The organism is Rhodococcus wratislaviensis (assembly GCF_900455735.1).
In the GTDB taxonomy this organism is placed as follows: domain Bacteria; phylum Actinomycetota; class Actinomycetes; order Mycobacteriales; family Mycobacteriaceae; genus Rhodococcus_F; species Rhodococcus_F wratislaviensis.
On the sequence record NZ_UAUI01000027.1, the window covers coordinates 99270 to 115279 of the forward strand.

The 16010-nt window shown below is 68.7% G+C and carries 12 protein-coding genes; 5 read left to right on the forward strand and 7 right to left on the reverse strand.

Going from position 1 to position 16010, the window contains the following annotated elements:
- Positions 1–19: 19 nt before the first annotated feature.
- Complete coding sequence (locus DTA22_RS32420; RefSeq protein ID WP_037244448.1) at positions 20–985, forward strand: adenosine deaminase; 966 nt, start codon at positions 20–22, stop codon at positions 983–985.
- A gap of 27 nt (positions 986–1012) precedes the next feature.
- Here DTA22_RS32420 and DTA22_RS32425 read toward each other — a convergent pair whose 3' ends face one another.
- Together DTA22_RS32425 and DTA22_RS32430 are read right to left on the reverse strand one after the other, a co-directional pair.
- Positions 1013–2377, reverse strand: coding sequence for an amidase family protein (locus tag DTA22_RS32425; protein WP_112302155.1), 1365 nt, complete (start codon positions 2375–2377; stop codon positions 1013–1015).
- A 10-nt stretch (positions 2378–2387) separates the two neighbouring features.
- Positions 2388–3704 (reverse strand): D-arabinono-1,4-lactone oxidase, encoded by a 1317-nt coding sequence (locus tag DTA22_RS32430; RefSeq protein WP_112302156.1) that lies wholly within the window; start codon positions 3702–3704, stop codon positions 2388–2390.
- A 101-nt stretch (positions 3705–3805) separates the two neighbouring features.
- Here DTA22_RS32430 and DTA22_RS32435 point away from each other — a divergent pair, with 101 nt between their 5' ends.
- On the forward strand, positions 3806–4450 hold the full coding sequence (locus tag DTA22_RS32435) for a TetR/AcrR family transcriptional regulator (RefSeq protein WP_037244456.1): 645 nt from the start codon (positions 3806–3808) through the stop codon (positions 4448–4450).
- Positions 4451–4510: 60 nt separating this feature from the next.
- Entirely contained in the window at positions 4511–5710 is a 1200-nt protein-coding gene (locus tag DTA22_RS32440; RefSeq protein ID WP_081792777.1) for an amino acid deaminase/aldolase, read from the forward strand.
- Here the strand turns inward: DTA22_RS32440 and DTA22_RS32445 are convergent.
- Positions 5695–9162 (reverse strand): TM0106 family RecB-like putative nuclease, encoded by a 3468-nt coding sequence (locus tag DTA22_RS32445; RefSeq protein WP_112302157.1) that lies wholly within the window; start codon positions 9160–9162, stop codon positions 5695–5697. The genes DTA22_RS32440 and DTA22_RS32445 overlap by 16 nt on opposite strands.
- A gap of 78 nt (positions 9163–9240) precedes the next feature.
- Here DTA22_RS32445 and DTA22_RS32450 point away from each other — a divergent pair, with 78 nt between their 5' ends.
- Positions 9241–9864, forward strand: coding sequence for an alpha/beta hydrolase (locus tag DTA22_RS32450; RefSeq protein ID WP_052033808.1), 624 nt, complete (start codon positions 9241–9243; stop codon positions 9862–9864).
- A gap of 51 nt (positions 9865–9915) precedes the next feature.
- Here the strand turns inward: DTA22_RS32450 and DTA22_RS32455 are convergent, their stop codons facing one another.
- From DTA22_RS32455 to DTA22_RS32470, 4 genes are all read right to left on the reverse strand, one after another.
- Positions 9916–11703 (reverse strand): AMP-dependent synthetase/ligase, encoded by a 1788-nt coding sequence (locus tag DTA22_RS32455; RefSeq protein WP_037244466.1) that lies wholly within the window; start codon positions 11701–11703, stop codon positions 9916–9918.
- A 139-nt stretch (positions 11704–11842) separates the two neighbouring features.
- Positions 11843–12547 carry a hypothetical protein gene (locus DTA22_RS32460; protein WP_007295739.1) on the reverse strand — a complete coding sequence of 235 codons (705 nt, stop codon included), beginning with the start codon at positions 12545–12547 and terminating at the stop codon, positions 11843–11845.
- A 99-nt stretch (positions 12548–12646) separates the two neighbouring features.
- Positions 12647–13276 (reverse strand): phosphoribosyltransferase, encoded by a 630-nt coding sequence (locus tag DTA22_RS32465; protein ID WP_037244469.1) that lies wholly within the window; start codon positions 13274–13276, stop codon positions 12647–12649.
- Positions 13277–13335: 59 nt separating this feature from the next.
- The gene (locus DTA22_RS32470) at positions 13336–14133 is read right to left on the reverse strand and encodes a carbon-nitrogen hydrolase family protein (RefSeq protein WP_112302158.1); all 798 of its coding nucleotides are present in this window, start codon (positions 14131–14133) and stop codon (positions 13336–13338) included.
- A 108-nt stretch (positions 14134–14241) separates the two neighbouring features.
- Here DTA22_RS32470 and DTA22_RS32475 point away from each other — a divergent pair, with 108 nt between their 5' ends.
- The gene (locus DTA22_RS32475) at positions 14242–16002 is read left to right on the forward strand and encodes a DEAD/DEAH box helicase (RefSeq protein ID WP_037244475.1); all 1761 of its coding nucleotides are present in this window, start codon (positions 14242–14244) and stop codon (positions 16000–16002) included.
- Positions 16003–16010 lie beyond the last annotated feature (8 nt).

Genomic DNA, 16010 nt, shown 5'->3' on the forward strand with positions numbered 1-16010 from the left:
GAAAGGCAGGTATCCACCCGTGAGCTCTCCCGTCGCCGAGCTGCACATGCACATCGAGGGTTCCCTCGAACCCGAGCTGATCTTCGCGCTGGCCGAACGGAATTCCGTGCAGCTGCCGTACGCGGACCTCGACGATCTCCGATCGCGGTACGAGTTCACCGATCTGCAATCGTTTCTCGACCTGTACTTCGCCAACATGCAGGTGCTGCGGACGGCGCAGGATTTCGCGGACCTCACCCGTGCCTATTTCGCGCGGGCGTCGGCGGGCGGTGTCGCGCACGTGGAGTTCTTCTTCAACCCGCAGGCCCACGTCAATCGTGGTGTCCCGCTGCACGAGGTGCTCGACGGGATCATGGACGCGGTGGCAACCAGTGAGCGGGAGTTCGGCCTCAGCAGTGCCGCGATCGCCGCGATCCTGCGAGACCGTCCCGTGCACGAGGCGGAGGAGGTGTTCTCGGAGATCATCCGATTGCAGACGCCGATCGTCGGGCTCGGGTTGGACTCGGCCGAGGTGGGAAACCCGCCGTCGCTGTTCGAGGACGTGTTCGCCCGCGCCCGGTCGGAGGGACTGCACGTGGTCGCCCACGCAGGGGAGGAAGGCCCGCCGGAGTACATCTGGCAGGCGCTCGACCTCCTCGGCGCCGAGCGCATCGACCACGGGGTGCGGGCGCTCGAGGACCCGGCACTCGTGGCGCGTCTGGTGGACGAGGAAGTGCCGCTGACCGTGTGCCCGCTGTCGAACGTGCGACTGTGCGTCGTCGACTCGCTGTCCGAGCACCCGCTGCGGACCATGCTGGAGGCGGGGCTGCTCGTCACCGTGAACTCCGACGACCCCGCGTACTTCGGCGGGTACGTCGACGACAACTTCGCCCAGCTGCGGGATCAGCTCGGCCTCACGGATGCCGAGCGCGAAACCCTCGCGCGCAACTCGATCAAGGCGTCGTTCGCGAGCGACGCGCGCAAGGCACAACTGCTCCGGGGCTGACGGTTTCGCGGCCGGCCTTTCCGGCGGTCAGTCGATCAGCCCCGTGTCGCCGAGGCTCGCGACGACGGCCAGGACGTCGCGGTCGCGGCCGTACGGGCCGACCAGGCAGAGGCCGACGGGAACTCCGTCGTCGGTGCGCAACGGCACGGTCGCGTTGGGCAGGCCGGAGATGGTTGCGAGGCACGTGAGCATGCCGGTGGCGCGCATCGTGTTCCGGAACCGGTCACCGCTCGGGTAGCTCATCCGCTCGGGGGCCGTGGACGAGGTCGCCGGGAGCAGGAGCAGGCTGTCGCCCACGTACGCGGTGATCGTCTGCGACGCCTCGCCGAGCTTGATCAGCTTCCGGCCGTACGTGGATTCCCAGATGCGGCTCGCGTCGGCGAAATTGCGGCCGGGTTCGTCGCCGAGCGACGTCATCGCCCCGCTCACCCAATCGCCGTGCAGCCGCCACGCCTCGTAGCCCTGCACGGCGACGACGGCGTCGTACCAGTCGGGAAGCCGGCCGATGTCCGTGTCGGTCCACGTCAGCCGGGGGAGGGAACTCTTCTCCCACGCGGTGAGGGCGCGCCGCACCGCGCCGAGCGCTCCCGCCTCGGCGACGGCGTTGATGCCGTCCGAGGTGAGCGCGCTACGGAACGGGGTCTCCGCCGTGAGCGGGAGAAGCGCGCCGGAGACCGCGACGAGGGTGTCGAGGTCGCCGCAGACCCACGCCGGGGTGTCGAATGTGGGCGACAGCGGGAACAGCCCGTCGGTGGAGACGGCGCCCCGGGACGGCGCGAAGCCGTACAGGCCCTGATACGAGGCGGGGATGCGGACGGAACCGGTGGTGTCGATACCCAATCCGATGTCGGCGGAACCCTGCGCGACCGCGCTCGCGGCGCCGGACGTCGCGCCGCCAGGCAGGCAATCCTCGGCGCGGGGGTTGGGCGGTGTGCCGAATTGCTGGTTGATGCCGGAATGCCCGTACCCGAGGTCGTCGGTCTGCGCCAGGCCCACGACGCGGGCGCCCTGACCGAGGAGGCGCGCCACCACTGCGGCGGTCCCCGTCTCGACGGGTGCCTCGGCGAGCCGCCGTCCGCTGCCCGCACCGATCTGCTGTCCCGCAACGGCATACAGGTCGGTGACCGCGAGTCGCATGCCGGCGAGTGGCCCGTCACCGGTCGGCGCGACCAGCGGATCCCCCTGCACGCGCCACGTCGCCTTGTCGACCGGCACGGTTTCGGACACCGCTCCGCCACCCGGAACGGACAGGCCGTCGGGAAGCGGCGGAACCTCCGGATCGTGCAGGCGTTCCCCGCACGCGCCGAGCATCACGGCACCGAGCGCCGCCGCCCCGGACGCAGCCGCGGCGCGAAGGAAGTCGCGACGGTCGAAAGATCGACTGGGGGCCACCTAGCCCACGTTAGCGACCGAGGACCTGCTGGAGGTACGCGTTGCCGAACATTCGCTCGGGGTCGTACTTGTCGCGCACGGCGACGAACTCGTCGAAGTTCGGATACGCGGGCCGCAAGTCGTCGGCGGTGCGGCCGTGCAGCTTGCCCCAGTGCGGTCGCCCGTCCACTTCCCGGGCGATGGCCTCGACCGCGGAGAAGTACGGCTCGTGATCGCGGCGATGGTACTGGTGCACCGCGATGTACGCCGTGTCCCGGCCGTTCGCCGTCGACAGCCACACGTCGTCGCCCGCGGCGAAGCGGACCTCGACGGGGAACGCGACCGTGAAACCGGATTTCTCCACCCACGAATCGATCGCCGCGAGAGTGTCGGGGAGGGCCTCGGTGGGAACCGCGTATTCCATCTCCCGGAACTTGACCCGGCGCTCCGACGCGAAGACGCGGTAGCTGCGGTCGGTGAACTCGCGTGCGCTCAGCATGCGCGACGACAGCCGGTTGATCTTCGGGATCGCTTTCGGCGCGAGGCCTGCGACCCTGTTGATGCCCTCGAACAGGACGTTGGCGAGCAGTTCGTCGTCGACGTAGGCGCGCACCGGGTGGAGCGGAGAGGCCGGGGTGTCACCGGGTAGCCGGGTGTTGCGTTTCGTCAGGACGCGGCGGGTGTGGGGAAACCAGTAGAACTCGAAGTGGTCGATCGTGGTGCGGTCGTGGTCGAGCCGGTCGAGGGTGGCGTCCAGTGACTCGGGCTTCTCGACGGCGTGCATCACATAATTCGGCACGCACTGGATCGTGACCTTCGAGATGATGCCCACGGCGCCGAGCCCCAGGCGTGCCGCCTCGAACAGTTCGGGGTTCTCGGTGGGGGAGCAGTCGGCCACCGAGCCGTCCGCCAGCACCACCTGCAGGGCGCGGACCTGAGTGGCGAGACCTCCGAAACGCGCTCCGGTGCCGTGTGTTCCGGTGGACAGCGCACCCGCGATGGACTGCACGTCGATGTCGCCGAGGTTGATCATCGCCAGGCCACGGTGCCAGAGTTGCTCGCTCAGGTCGTGCAGCCGCGTGCCGGCGAGGACGGTGACGAGGGCGCCCGCCGGTTCGTCGAGGGTGACGGATTCGATCCCGGTGAGGGCGTCGAGGCTGACGAGGATCCCGTCGGTGACGGCGACCCCGGTGAAGGAGTGGCCCGACCCCACGGCCTTGACCCGCTGCCCGTGCTCCGCGGCACCGCAGACGAGCGCGCTGAGCTCCTCTACCGAGCGCGGAGTCGCGAAGCGCAGCGGGTTCGCCGTCTCGGTGCCCGCCCAGTTGCGCCATGTGTCCTGTGCCATTCGCCCATCATGAACCTGGACGCTCGTCCAGGCAAATGGCGGGTTGGTCGGGCGTCCGTGTTGGTCACGGGCGAGGCCCTCGCAGGTTCTACGATCAGAGGATGCTGAACAGGCTTCCTGCGGATGAACGTCGTGCCCAACTCGTCGAGTCGGCACTGGCCATCGCGGAGCAGCGCGGCGTCGCGTCGGTCACGGTGCGTGCCGTGGCGGAGGAGGCGGGCGTCTCGCTCGGTGTGGTGCACTACTGCTTCGAGAGCAAGGAAGAGCTCCTCGCGGCGATGGGTGAGAGTCTTGTTCTGCAGCTCAGCGCGTCGATGCGGCTGGCGTTCGGTCAGGTGCGGCACGCGCCGGACCTCCGTGGGATCGACGGTCTGCGCGAGCTCCTCCACATCGGGATCAGCGGAATGTGGCCGATCATCGAGGCCACCCCGGACCGCCAGTTGCTGACGTACGAGATCACCGCGCAGGCGTTGCGGCACCGGGCCTCCGGGAGCGAGCGGGCCGGCGACATCGCCGGTCAGCAATACCGAACCATGGACGAGGAGGCGATCGAGTTCCTCGCCGAGTGCGCCCGCATCGCCGAAGTCGGCTGGGCCACCCCGGTCGAGGCGATCGCGCGATTCGGGCTGGCCATCCTGGACGGGCTCGTGCTGCGGTGGCTGGTGGACCGCGACAGCGAGGCGATGATCGCGGCGCTGGACGACATGGTGCACGTGATCGCGTCGAAGGCGGTCGAGCGGGTCTGAGCGGGTCCGATTTGATCTGGACAATCGTCCAACTCGGTGGTTGACTGGCGTCGCAGACCGATGGACAAGATTGGACGAACTGTGACGCCCACGCTCGACCGTCTCATCGCCTCGACAACCGAGGTCGACCCGCCGTTGGCCGCGCTCGACCTGACCACGCTGCGCGCCAACGCCGCCGACCTGGTGCTGCGCGCGGGCGGCATCCCCGTCCGCGTCGCCAGCAAATCCGTTCGCTGCCGCGCGGTACTCCAGGTCGCCCTCGGGGAGAATCTCACCGGGGCCGGCGGGTTCCGCGGGATCATGGCGTATTCGCTGCGCGAGGCGATCTGGCTCGCCCGCCGCGGCGCGGACGACATCCTCATGGGCTACCCGACGGCCGACCGCGGCGCCCTCGCCGAACTCGCGGCCGATCCCGAACTGCTGAACCGGATCACGTTGATGGTCGACAGCGACGACCACCTCGACTTCGTTCTCGCCGCGGCAGGCACCACGTCGCTCCGGGCCCGGCTGTGCATCGACGTGGACGCCTCACTGCGGCTCGGGCCCGTCCACATCGGGGTCCGCCGTTCCCCGCTGCGCGAACCGTCCGCCGTCGCCGCGTTCGCGAAGCGTGCCGCGGGGCGGGGGTTCGCCGTCGTCGGCGTCATGTTCTACGAAGCGCAGATCGCGGGTCTGCCCGACTCCAGTCCGCCGATCGGCTGGATGAAGCGGGCATCCGCGAAAGAACTCGCGACCCGTCGCGGTGCCGTGGTGAACGCCGTGCAGTCGGAGGTCGGGGTGCTCGAGATCGTCAACAGCGGGGGCACCGGCTCGCTCGAGGTGAGCTCCGCGGACCCGGTCGTGACGGAGGTGACGGCCGGTTCCGGTCTGTACGTCCCGACGCTGTTCGACGGATACCGCGCGTTCCGCCCGCACCCGTCGCTGTACTTCGCCCTGTCGACGGTCCGGCGGCCGAGTCCCGGCATCGCGACGCTGTTCGGCGGCGGCTACATCGCCTCCGGTCCCGCCGGGGGCGCTCGCGTGCCCAAGCCGGTGTGGCCGCCGCGGCTGAAGCTACTGCGCAACGAGGGCGCCGGGGAGGTCCAGACCCCGGTGACCGGAAAGGCGGCAACGGATCTCGGCATCGGCGACCGGGTGTGGTTCCGGCACGCGAAGGCCGGCGAGTTGTGCGAGCGGTTCACCGACGTGCACCTCGTCGAGTCGGACGGCTCCCGCACCGTGGTGCCCACTTACCGCGGCGAAGGTCAGTGCTTCGGCTGACCGGTGAGCCGCATGAAGGCACCCAGCTCGGTCAGACCCTCCGGGGTGCTCGGCATGTACTGCGTCAACGATTCCGACCGGATGATGATCGCAGCCCACTTGCCGCGGGATACCGCGACGTTCATCCGGTTCCGCGACAGCAGGAACGACATGCCGCGCGGCACGTCCTCGATCGCGGACGCGGTCATCGACACGATGGCGACGGCCGCCTCCCGCCCCTGGAACTTGTCGACCGTGCCCACCTCGACCTTGTCGAGGCCGACCGCGGCCAGATCGCGTTCGATCAACCCGACCTGCGCGTTGTACGGCGCCACCACCAGGATGTCGGACTCGTCGAGTGGGCGGGTGCCCTCGAATTCGCTGGGGTCGGTCCAGCCGGAACCGAGCAGCTTCGTGATCCGGTTGACCACCTCCCGCGATTCCTCGGGGGCTTGGGTGGCGTTGCCCTGGTGGTCGACGAAGACGGTGTGCACACCCGGTTCCATGCCGTCGAGTCGGCGTGCGGCACTCGCCGATTCCTGCGAACGCAGCTTGCCGTCGTAGGACAGTGTCGACACGGGTGCGCACAGTTCCGGGTGCATCCGCCACGTGCGTTCGAGGAAATAACCCCGGCTCGCGGGCAGCGCCCCGTGCCCCTCGGCGAGCCACCCGAGTGCCGACGCGTCCACCGGTTCCGGATGGGTGCCCTGGCTGACCTGCGGAAGCTGCTGGGGGTCGCCGAGCAGCAGGAGATTGCGTGCCGCACCGCCCACCGCGATGGTATTGGCGAGAGCGAACTGCCCGGCCTCGTCGATGACCAGCAGATCGAGGCTGCCGGGCGGCACGCGGTCGGTGTTTGCGAAATCCCAGGCGGTCCCGCCGATCACGCAGCCCGTTTCCTCGGCCTGGTCGATGAAGCCGGGGTAGTCGTTGGAGCTGATGTCGGTCCATGTCGCGGCGCGATGCCGCCCGTCCTTCTTCGCGACGAGCTCGGCGGGGAGCCCGGCCTTCACGACACCGCCGAGCATGTTCTCGATCACCGAATGCGACTGTGCGACCACGCCGATCCGCCAGTGGTGCTGCTCGACGAGCGCCTTGATCACCCGGGCCCCGGTGTACGTCTTGCCGGTGCCGGGAGGCCCCTGCACCGCGACGTACGAGTCTTCGAGGTCGAGCAGGGCCGCGGTGATCGCGCCCGCGTAGTCCGTGCCGTCGACGGGTGGGAGCGGATGTCCGCTCCGGGTGCGAGGGTCGGACCGACGGAGAATGTCCACCGACGCGCACAGCGGGAGTTCCGGCAGCGGTGAGCACATGGCGTCCGCCGCCACCGCGATGGACGATTCGATTCGGTCGGTCGTGATCGGGGGCCCGGGGGTGATCGCCGTCGGAAGTTGCACGTACTCCTCGCCGTTGAGAAGTTCCTCGACGATCACCACGTCGCGGCGCCGGCCGTCCTTCCCGACGTCGAGAACGTTGACCGTGCACGTTCCCCGCTGCTGCGGATTGTCGCCCGCGACCGCCTCGGGTGCGGGAGTGTCGTAGAGCGCATACATCGTAGTCTTGGGCCCCACCGTGCTCCCCGTCCCGAAACGGCCGGTGAGCTGCAGGCGCCGGCGCAGCTTGCGCTGCCGCGGGCTGCTCTTGTGCCAGTTCTCCTCGACGACCGCGGACGACACCACCAGAACGTCCCGGATGTCCGACAATTCGTCGTGCGGCACGACCAGCCGATCGAAATGCGCCCACCAGAACGGTTTCCGCTCGCGGCGGTGATAGCCGACCGCCGCCGCCATGAGCGCGGCGGCCTGCTGGTCGTGTCCTCGGTGCTCGCTCGGCCCGTGCCCGGCGAACTCGCGCAACGCCGCCTCCGCGGGGGTGCACTCCTCGGTGACTGCGGTGGGCCCGTCGCCGGGCGGCCGGAGGGCGACACCGTGCGTCTCCGCCTGCCCGATCAGCCAGTCGCGCAGCCGCAGCGTGGAATCGCAGTCGTACTCGTTGTAGTCGGCGATTCCCTGCAGCAGCGCGCGTGCCTCGGCCTCGCGGCCGTTGTCGCGGTGATCGCAGTAGTCGGCGTACGCGACCACCGACGCCGCGGCGTTGGTGACGTCGCCGTCGCGCGGTTGCTCCGGCATGTACAGCGGTTCGAGTTTCTTGATGCTGTAGGACCGTTCGCCGATGCGCAGGCACCCGCGCACCACCGGATACAGATCGACGAGGACGTTGTCGCGCAGCAGGGTGTCGACGGTCTCCTCGCCGACGCCGTGCCGTCCCGCCAGCCGCAGCAGTGCCGACTTCTCGTACGCGGCGTAGTGGTAGATGTGCATGTTCGGGTACTGCTGACGACGCGCGGTCACGTAGTCGAGGAAGTCGACGAGCGCCTGCCGCTCCTCGGTGCGGTCGTGTGCCCAGAACGGCCGGAACACGGCGGCGTCGGCGGGACCCTCGACCACGCCGAAGAGGTATTCGAGACCCCAGTCCGTGGAACCGTTCTCGGCCCAGAGCGGGTCGCCCTCGAAGTCGAAGAAGATGTCGCCGTCGTCCGGTTCGGGCAGACCGCCCAGAGCCTGCGGGGCGTACACCTGGAACTCGGGGGTCCCCGAGGACTCCTGCCGCAACTGCAGGGCGGCCTGCGCGCGAAGCGATTCCAGGGTGCGCTCGGGCAGTCCCTCGACACTGCCCGCGTGCGCGGCGAGGGCGTCGAGGGTGCCGATCCCGGCCGCGATCAGCCGGCTGCGCTGCGTCGAGCGCATTCCGGCGACGAGCAGGAGGTCGCGGTGCTGCTCCACCTCCGGGGTGCACGTGTCGCACCGGCCGCACGCCGTGTACCGGGGGTCGCCCCACTCCGCGAGGGACTGCTCGTCGCGGTGCTCGTCGAGAATTCGTTCGAGCGAGGACCGTCGCGCGGAGTACACGGGAACGATGTCGCCGAGCGAGTGCGCCGAGTCGCTGTCGTCGCCGAGCAGCAGGTGGACGTCCGGGGACGTCGGGATCCCGTTGTCGGCCAGCGCTTCCGCGTACGCGGCGAGCTGGAGCAGGGCCGACACCTTCGCGTGCCGTGACAGTTTGGTGTCGTAGACGGCGTACGTGTCGCCGTCGCGGACGAGGAAATCGCAGAAACCCAGGAATCGGCCGTCGAAGAACGTGCCCTGGTACACCACGTCGGCGCCGCCGCGGATCGCCTCCACGGTGGCCAGGTTCGCGTCGAAGAGACCCACCGCGGTGTACTCGGGACGGTCCATCGTGACCACCCCGTCGCCGTACTCGGCACGGAACTGCTCGAGCCGGCGGTGTTCGTGAGCATCGCCCAGGCTCGAGGTCCGTCGCAGCATCGGATCGTCGTCGACGGACGTGGCGGCGGACCCGGCGCCGGCGAGTCCGAGCGTGGCGTCCAACCGGCGTAGCAACGCGAACTCGCAGGTGGCGGCCGCGGAGAGGTCGCTGGCGCTGTAGACGATGGTGTCGTCGAGGAGGAACACAGCTACGTCCCCAGTTCTGCCGGTGAGTTCACCCGGCCGATTGTGCCATCGGGGTGCGACAGGCCCAGAATGGCAGCCATGCCTTTCTTCGACGGCCACTCCGGACGAGTCCACTACCGGCACTGGAGCGCGGTGGGAGGTCCCGTCGCCCAGGTGGTGTTTCTCCACGGTATGGGGCAGCACACGGGTCACTACCACCGGTTCGCGCGCGGACTGACGCCTGCCGGAATAGGGGTGTGGGGAATCGACCAGGCCGGTCACGGATTGTCCGAAGGCGACAATCCGGGATCCGTGGCGGACCTGGCGGAGGACGCCGCGCTTCTCACCGGCCTCGCAGGCAGACACGCGCCGGATGTTCCGCTCGTGCTCATGGGGCATTCGCTCGGTGCCGCGGTCTCGATGGAACTTCTCGTGTCCGGTGACCCCGGTTTCCGGTGCGCGATTCTGTGCGGGACACCGAAGACCGCCGCCGTGCAGCAGACGGCGGACGCGCTGGGGTCACTCGGGATACCGCTGCTCGCGGTTCACGGTGTCGACGACCGCATCGCACCGATCGACCCCGTGCGGGACTGGGCGGCGGGGATCGCAGGACTCGAATTCCGGGAGTTCGACGACGCCGGACACGACCTGCTTCACGAGAAGGTCCACGCCACCGTGACCGCGGTGGTCCGCGACTTCATCCTGGGCGCTGCGCACCCGTGAGTGTTCGAGGAGTCTCTGCACTCCCCGAACACTCACGGGCGGCGGAGCCGCTTACGCGTAGATGGCCTCGATGGCCGCGCCGTGCTCCTTGTGGATGACGTTCCGCTTGAGCTTCAGCGTGGGGGTGAGCTCACCGGTCTCCTGCGTGAAGTCGACTTCGAGGATGCGGTACTTCTTGATCCGCTCCGGGTTGGACACCTTCTTGTTGCCCTCGGCCACCGCCTCGTCGATCTCGGCGACCAGGTCGGGGTTCTTCACCAGTTCGGACACCGGGGTGTCGGCGGCCAGCCCGTGACGTTCCTTCCAGCCCGGGAGGGTTTCGGAGTCGAGGGTGATGAGCGCGCCGATGAACGGCTTGCCGTCGCCGACCACGAGGCACTGGCTGATCAGCGGGTGCGCGCGGAGTGCGTCCTCGAGGACCGCAGGCGCGACGTTCTTGCCGCCCGCGGTGACGATGATTTCCTTCTTGCGGCCGGTGATCGAGATGTAGCCCTCTTCGTCGATCGAGCCGAGGTCGCCGGTGTGGAACCAGCCGTCCCGGATCGAATCCGCGGTGGCCTGCTCGTTGTGCCAGTAACCGCCGAACACGACGGGACCCTTCAGGAGCAGTTCGCCGTCCTCGCCGATCTTGGCGGCGTGGCCGTCGATCGGCTTGCCGACGGTGCCGACCTTCTGTGCGCGGGTGGTGTTCACGGAGATGGCGGCGCTCGTCTCCGTGAGGCCGTAGCCCTCGTACACCGGAACGCCGATGCCGCGGAAGAAGTGACCGAGGCGTGCACCGAGCGCGGCGCCACCGGAGACGGCGCGGTCGCACTCGCCGCCGAGGGCGGTGCGCAGCTTCGAGTAGACGAGCTTGTCGAACAAGGCGTGCTTGAGCTTGAGACCGAGCCCGGCGCCGCCGTTGTCCTGTGCCTCGCTGTACGCAATGGCCGTGGCGGACGCCTTCTCGAAGATGCTGCCCTTGCCGCCGTCGTACGCCTTCTGCTTGGCGGAGTTGTAGACCTTCTCGAACACGCGCGGCACCGACAGGATGAAGTGCGGCTGGAACGCGGCGAACTGGTCGAGCAGCGTCGTGAGGTCGGCGGTGTGCGCGACGGTGACCTTGGCGTCGAACGCGCCGAAGGAGATGGCGCGGGCGAAGACGTGCGCGAGGGGTAGGAACATCAGGGTGCGCCTGCCGGCGTACATCGCGTCGCTGAGCGCGAGCTTCACGGCGGCGGACTCCGCGTAGAAGTTGGAGTGCGTCAGCTGCACGCCCTTGGGGCGGCCGGTGGTGCCCGACGTGTAGATGAGGGTCGCGGGGGAGGACGCGCGCACCTGGTGACGACGCTCGTGCAACTGCTCGTCGGTGACGCCTTCGCCCCGCTTCGACAGTTCGTCGATCGCGCCGGCTTCGATCTGCAGGACCTCACGCAGGTCCGGCGCGGCGTCGGTGACGACCTTCAGCGCGTCGGCCTGCTTGGCGTTCTCGACGACCAGCAGCGACGTGCCGGAGTCTTCGAGGATCCACTTCGCCTGATCGGGTGCGGACGTTTCGTAGATGGCGACGGTGCACCCGCCTGCCGTCCAGATCGCGTAGTCGATGACGACCCATTCGTACCGGGTCGCCGACAGGATCGCGACGCGGTCACCGAGCCCGACGCCGGAAGCGATGAGCCCCTTCGCGACGGCGGACACCTGCTCCGCGAACTCGGCGGCGGTGACGTCTACCCACCCACCGTTGCCGGGGCGCTTGAACGGAACGAACTTCGGGTCTTCCTCGGCATGACGGAAGACCGTGTCCGCCATGGAGGCGTCCTCCGGAATTGAGAACGACTGCGGTACCGAGAATTCACGCACTATGACCCCTCCACTGAAACGACATGACGGATGTGCATTCGATCACATTTGTCCCAGTTTCGCACCAGGGTCGATGTCCGTTATGTGTATTTCCGTTCTGACCAGCGGAGATAAGTGTAACTCGGCGTAAACTGATAACTCAGGCGGCCTCTTCCAAACGGCGCGAGTTCGCCGACAGCCAGCGCCGGATCGCATAGTTCAACTGATCCGGATCGACACCGAGTTCGGTCGCCGTCGCCTCGAGGATCTCCTCGGCAAGGCCGTCGTCGGTGGCTTCCGAAATGCCGAGCGCGCCGCTGATGAACACGTCCGCCACCCGATTCGGCCGGACACCCGGGATCCCGGCGAGCATCAGGAAGTGCGCCCACGTGACGTCGCTGCTCTCCCCGCACACCTCGATCCACGCGTCGTGGATCTGCTCCAGGGCAGCTTCGTCCCGGGCGGCCTCGAGAAGGTCGTCGATGCTGTTGATCCGGAGCTGGTGTAGTCGCTCCGCCGCCAGCTGGATGTGACGCGCCTCGATCGGCACACCGGTCGCGGAGTACCGCCGTTTGTACGAACCGACCTTTCCTGCCCACTGATCCGAGCTGCCCGCCTCCTCGAACGTGCGGAGTAGGTCGCGGGCGCCGTCGGTGAGGGGCTGATCGGGGTGCGCCCGCCGGTACGCCAGGTAGCGGTCCACGACGGCGACCTCGCTGTGCCCGGCGCTCGACTGCACCGATTCGATGATGCAGAGGGCGAGGCTGTGCCGGTAGGCGTCGGAGGTGACCCAGCCGGACGGGTCGCCCAATCGGTCGCGGCAGGCGGTGACGACGGTTTCGACGGTATCGGCAGAGACGGTCACGAGATCCTCCAAAGGCAGTCTGTTCTGTGCTCTGTCCGGTGTATCGACAGGGCCTCCGGGAACGTTGCACTGGAGCTGAAGATTCCTCGAGAACTACCGTCAGTGGTGGGTCAGCAGGTCTGTGACCTCGGTGTCCGAGAGTTGATGGAAATCGTCGTACGCGTTGCCGACGCCACCGAGATCGGCCGGGGTGTACAGGCAGACCACCTCGTCGGCGGTCACGCGCAAGCGGCCGACTGCCTCGGGGGCCGCCACCGGAACCGCGACGATCACGCGTGCCGCGCCCAGTTTCTTCACCGATTGGCAGGCCACCGCCGCGGTCGCGCCCGTGGCCATACCGTCGTCGACGAGGACGGCGGTGCGCCCCTTCAGTGACGCTCGCGGCTTGCCGCCGCGCAGCACCCGGGCCCTCCGTTCGAGCTCGCGGCGCTCCTTCGCCTCGACCATGGCGAGCGCGGTCTTGCTGATCCGGGCGATGCGCAGAACGTCGTCGTTGATCACCCGGGATTCACCCTCGCCGATGGCGCCCATGGCGAGTTCCGGCTGCCACGGGACACCCAGTTTGCGGACGAGGACGACGTCGAGGGGCGCCGACAGGGCGGCAGCGATCTCGAACGCGACGGGGACGCCGCCGCGCGGCAAGCCGAGCACCACCAGATCGGTGCCGCGCAGGTGCTCCAGTGCGGCCGCCAGTCTGCGACCGGCGTCGGCGCGACTGGTGTACAACATCGAACGCTCCGTGATCGGGGAGAACGGATCGTCTCCGACGCTACTCCCGATCGGGCCGTTCAGATCTCGCTGACGGTGAATCGGCGCAGGGCGAGGGCGGGATTCTTCTCCCGCACCTCGGTGATCCGCTCCGCGCTCACCGCGGCGACCGCGGTGCCCACCCGCTCACCGAGCGACGCGAGGGTCACACCCATCGGATCGACGATCATGCTGTTCCCGGCCCCGGTGCGCGCGCTCTGGTCGGCGGCGGCCACGTACACGGTGTTCTCGATGGCGCGTGCCCGCACGAGAGTGGACCAGTGGTCCTCCTTCAACGGTCCGGGCACCCACTGTGCGGGCAGCAGCAGCACGTCGGCGCCCGCGTCGACGATGCGGCGGGTGACCTCGGGGAACCGGAGGTCGTAGCAGGTCTGCATGCCGAACGTGAGGCCGTCGACGGCGAAGGTCTCCGGGACGCCGATCTCACCGGCGCGGATGACGTCGGATTCCTTGTAGCCGAACGCGTCGTAAAGATGGAGTTTGCGGTAGGTGGCGACGATGTCGCCGCCCGGTCCGAGCGCGACGAGGGTGTTCGAGATGCGATCGTCTCCGGGCAGCTGCTCGTTGACCCCTGCCACCAGATGGACGCCGAGTTCCTTCGCCGTCGCGGCCAGCCCGCCGACGAACTCGCCGTCCAGGCCCTCGGCCGACTCGACGATCCGCTCGTCCGTTCTCGGCGCCGTGAACATCGCATACTCCGGCGCCACCACCACCTTCGCACCGCGGCCCGCGGCCTCGGCGGCGAGCGTGCGGAGGGTGCGCAGGTTCTCCTGCTTGTCCTGACCGGGAGCGAACTGAATGACAGCGACATCGACCATGCCGTCCACGCTAGGCGACGAGGTGCGGCAGGTGTCTCCCGTCCCGGTCGCCGCGTATTTCCGCGGCGTGGCGATGCGCGGTGGACTCGTGCACTAAACTGCTGGTCAATGAGTGATATCGAGCGTGACCCCGAACCCCCCACTTTTGCCGACCTCGACATCGATGATCGGGTCTTGAAGGCACTGTCCGATGTGGGCTACGAGTCGCCCTCGCCGATCCAGGCAGCCACCATCCCGCCCCTCCTCGCCGGCAACGACGTCGTCGGCCTGGCGCAGACCGGCACCGGCAAGACCGCTGCGTTCGCGGTACCGATCCTCTCGAAGATCGACCTGACGCAGAAGTCGCCGCAGGCATTGGTCCTCGCGCCGACGAGGGAGCTGGCGCTGCAGGTCGCGGAGGCGTTCGGCAAGTACTCCGCCCATATTCCGGGCCTGCATGTCCTGCCCATTTACGGCGGTCAGAGCTACGGCGTCCAGTTGTCGGGATTGCGGCGCGGCGCACACGTCGTGGTGGGCACGCCCGGTCGCGTGATCGACCACCTGGAGAAGGGCACGCTCGACCTGTCCAAGCTCTCCTACCTCGTCCTGGACGAGGCCGACGAGATGCTGAAGATGGGATTCCAGGAGGACGTCGAGCGCATCCTCGCCGACACCCCGGAGTACAAGCAGGTGGCGCTGTTCTCGGCCACGATGCCAGGGGCCATCCGCAAGATCTCGAAGCAGTACATGCACGACCCCGTCGAGATCACGATGAAGTCGAAGACGTCGACCGCGTCCAACATCTCGCAGCGGTACGTCCAGGTGGCGCATCAGCGCAAGCTCGACGCCCTGACGCGTGTCCTCGAGGTCGAGGACTTCGAGGCGATGATCATCTTCGTGCGCACCAAGCAGGCCACCGAGGACCTCGCCGAAAAATTGCGGTCTCGTGGCTTCTCCGCGTCGGCCATCAACGGCGACATCGTGCAGGCTCAGCGTGAGCGGACCATCGGCCAGCTCAAGAGCGGCGCCCTCGACATCCTCGTCGCCACCGACGTGGCCGCGCGTGGCCTGGACGTCGACCGCATCTCCCACGTCGTCAACTACGACATCCCGCACGACACGGAGTCGTACGTCCACCGGATCGGCCGCACCGGTCGCGCCGGGCGCGCGGGCGAGGCGTTGCTGTTCGTGGCACCGCGCGAGCGGCACCTGCTCAAGGCCATCGAGAAGGCGACCCGTCAGCCGCTGGCCGAGATGCAGCTGCCCAGCGTCGACGACGTCAACGCGCAGCGTGTGTCCAAGTTCGGCGACTCGATCACCGAGAGCCTCACGTCCGACAACCTGGCGTTGTTCCGCAAGATGATCGAGGACTACGAGCAGGAGCACGACGTCCCGCTCGCCGACATCGCCGCCGCGCTCGCGGTGCAGTCGCGCGACGGTGAGGCGTTCCTCATGGCACCCGAACCGCCGCCCGCGCCCCGCCGCGAGCGTGAGCCCCGCGAACGCCCCGCGCGCCGGTTCGACGACGGCCCCCCTACGCGGTCGCGTGGACCGGAGGGCCAGGAGCTCGCGACGTACCGCATCGCGGTCGGCAAGCGGCACCGTGTCGTGCCGGGTGCGATCGTCGGTGCCATCGCGAACGAGGGTGGGCTGCGACGCAGCGACTTCGGGCACATCAGCATCCGCCCCGACCACAGCCTGGTGGAGTTGCCCGCCGACCTGTCCAGCGAGACTCTGGAAGCCCTGCGTCGCACCCGCATTTCCGGTGTGCTGATCCAGTTGCAGCCCGATTCGGGTCCGCCGTCGGGCCGACCGCGCGGTGGCCGCGACGATCGGGCAGGCGGGAAGTTCCAACGCGACCGGGACAGCAGGAAAAGGCCGCGCGAGTAGTCCTCGCG

What these genes read in the sequence shown, in the direction of transcription:
- DTA22_RS32430 (WP_112302156.1), bottom strand. Translation starts at nt 3,704, where the DNA reads ATGGCACAGGACACATGGCGCAACTGGGCGGGCACCGAGACGGCGAAC.
- DTA22_RS32435 (WP_037244456.1), top strand. Translation starts at nt 3,806, where the DNA reads ATGCTGAACAGGCTTCCTGCGGATGAACGTCGTGCCCAACTCGTCGAG.
- DTA22_RS32440 (WP_081792777.1), top strand. Translation starts at nt 4,511, where the DNA reads ATGGACAAGATTGGACGAACTGTGACGCCCACGCTCGACCGTCTCATC.
- DTA22_RS32450 (WP_052033808.1), top strand. Translation starts at nt 9,241, where the DNA reads ATGCCTTTCTTCGACGGCCACTCCGGACGAGTCCACTACCGGCACTGG.
- DTA22_RS32465 (WP_037244469.1), bottom strand. Translation starts at nt 13,276, where the DNA reads ATGTTGTACACCAGTCGCGCCGACGCCGGTCGCAGACTGGCGGCCGCA.
- DTA22_RS32470 (WP_112302158.1), bottom strand. Translation starts at nt 14,133, where the DNA reads ATGGTCGATGTCGCTGTCATTCAGTTCGCTCCCGGTCAGGACAAGCAG.
- DTA22_RS32475 (WP_037244475.1), top strand. Translation starts at nt 14,242, where the DNA reads ATGAGTGATATCGAGCGTGACCCCGAACCCCCCACTTTTGCCGACCTC.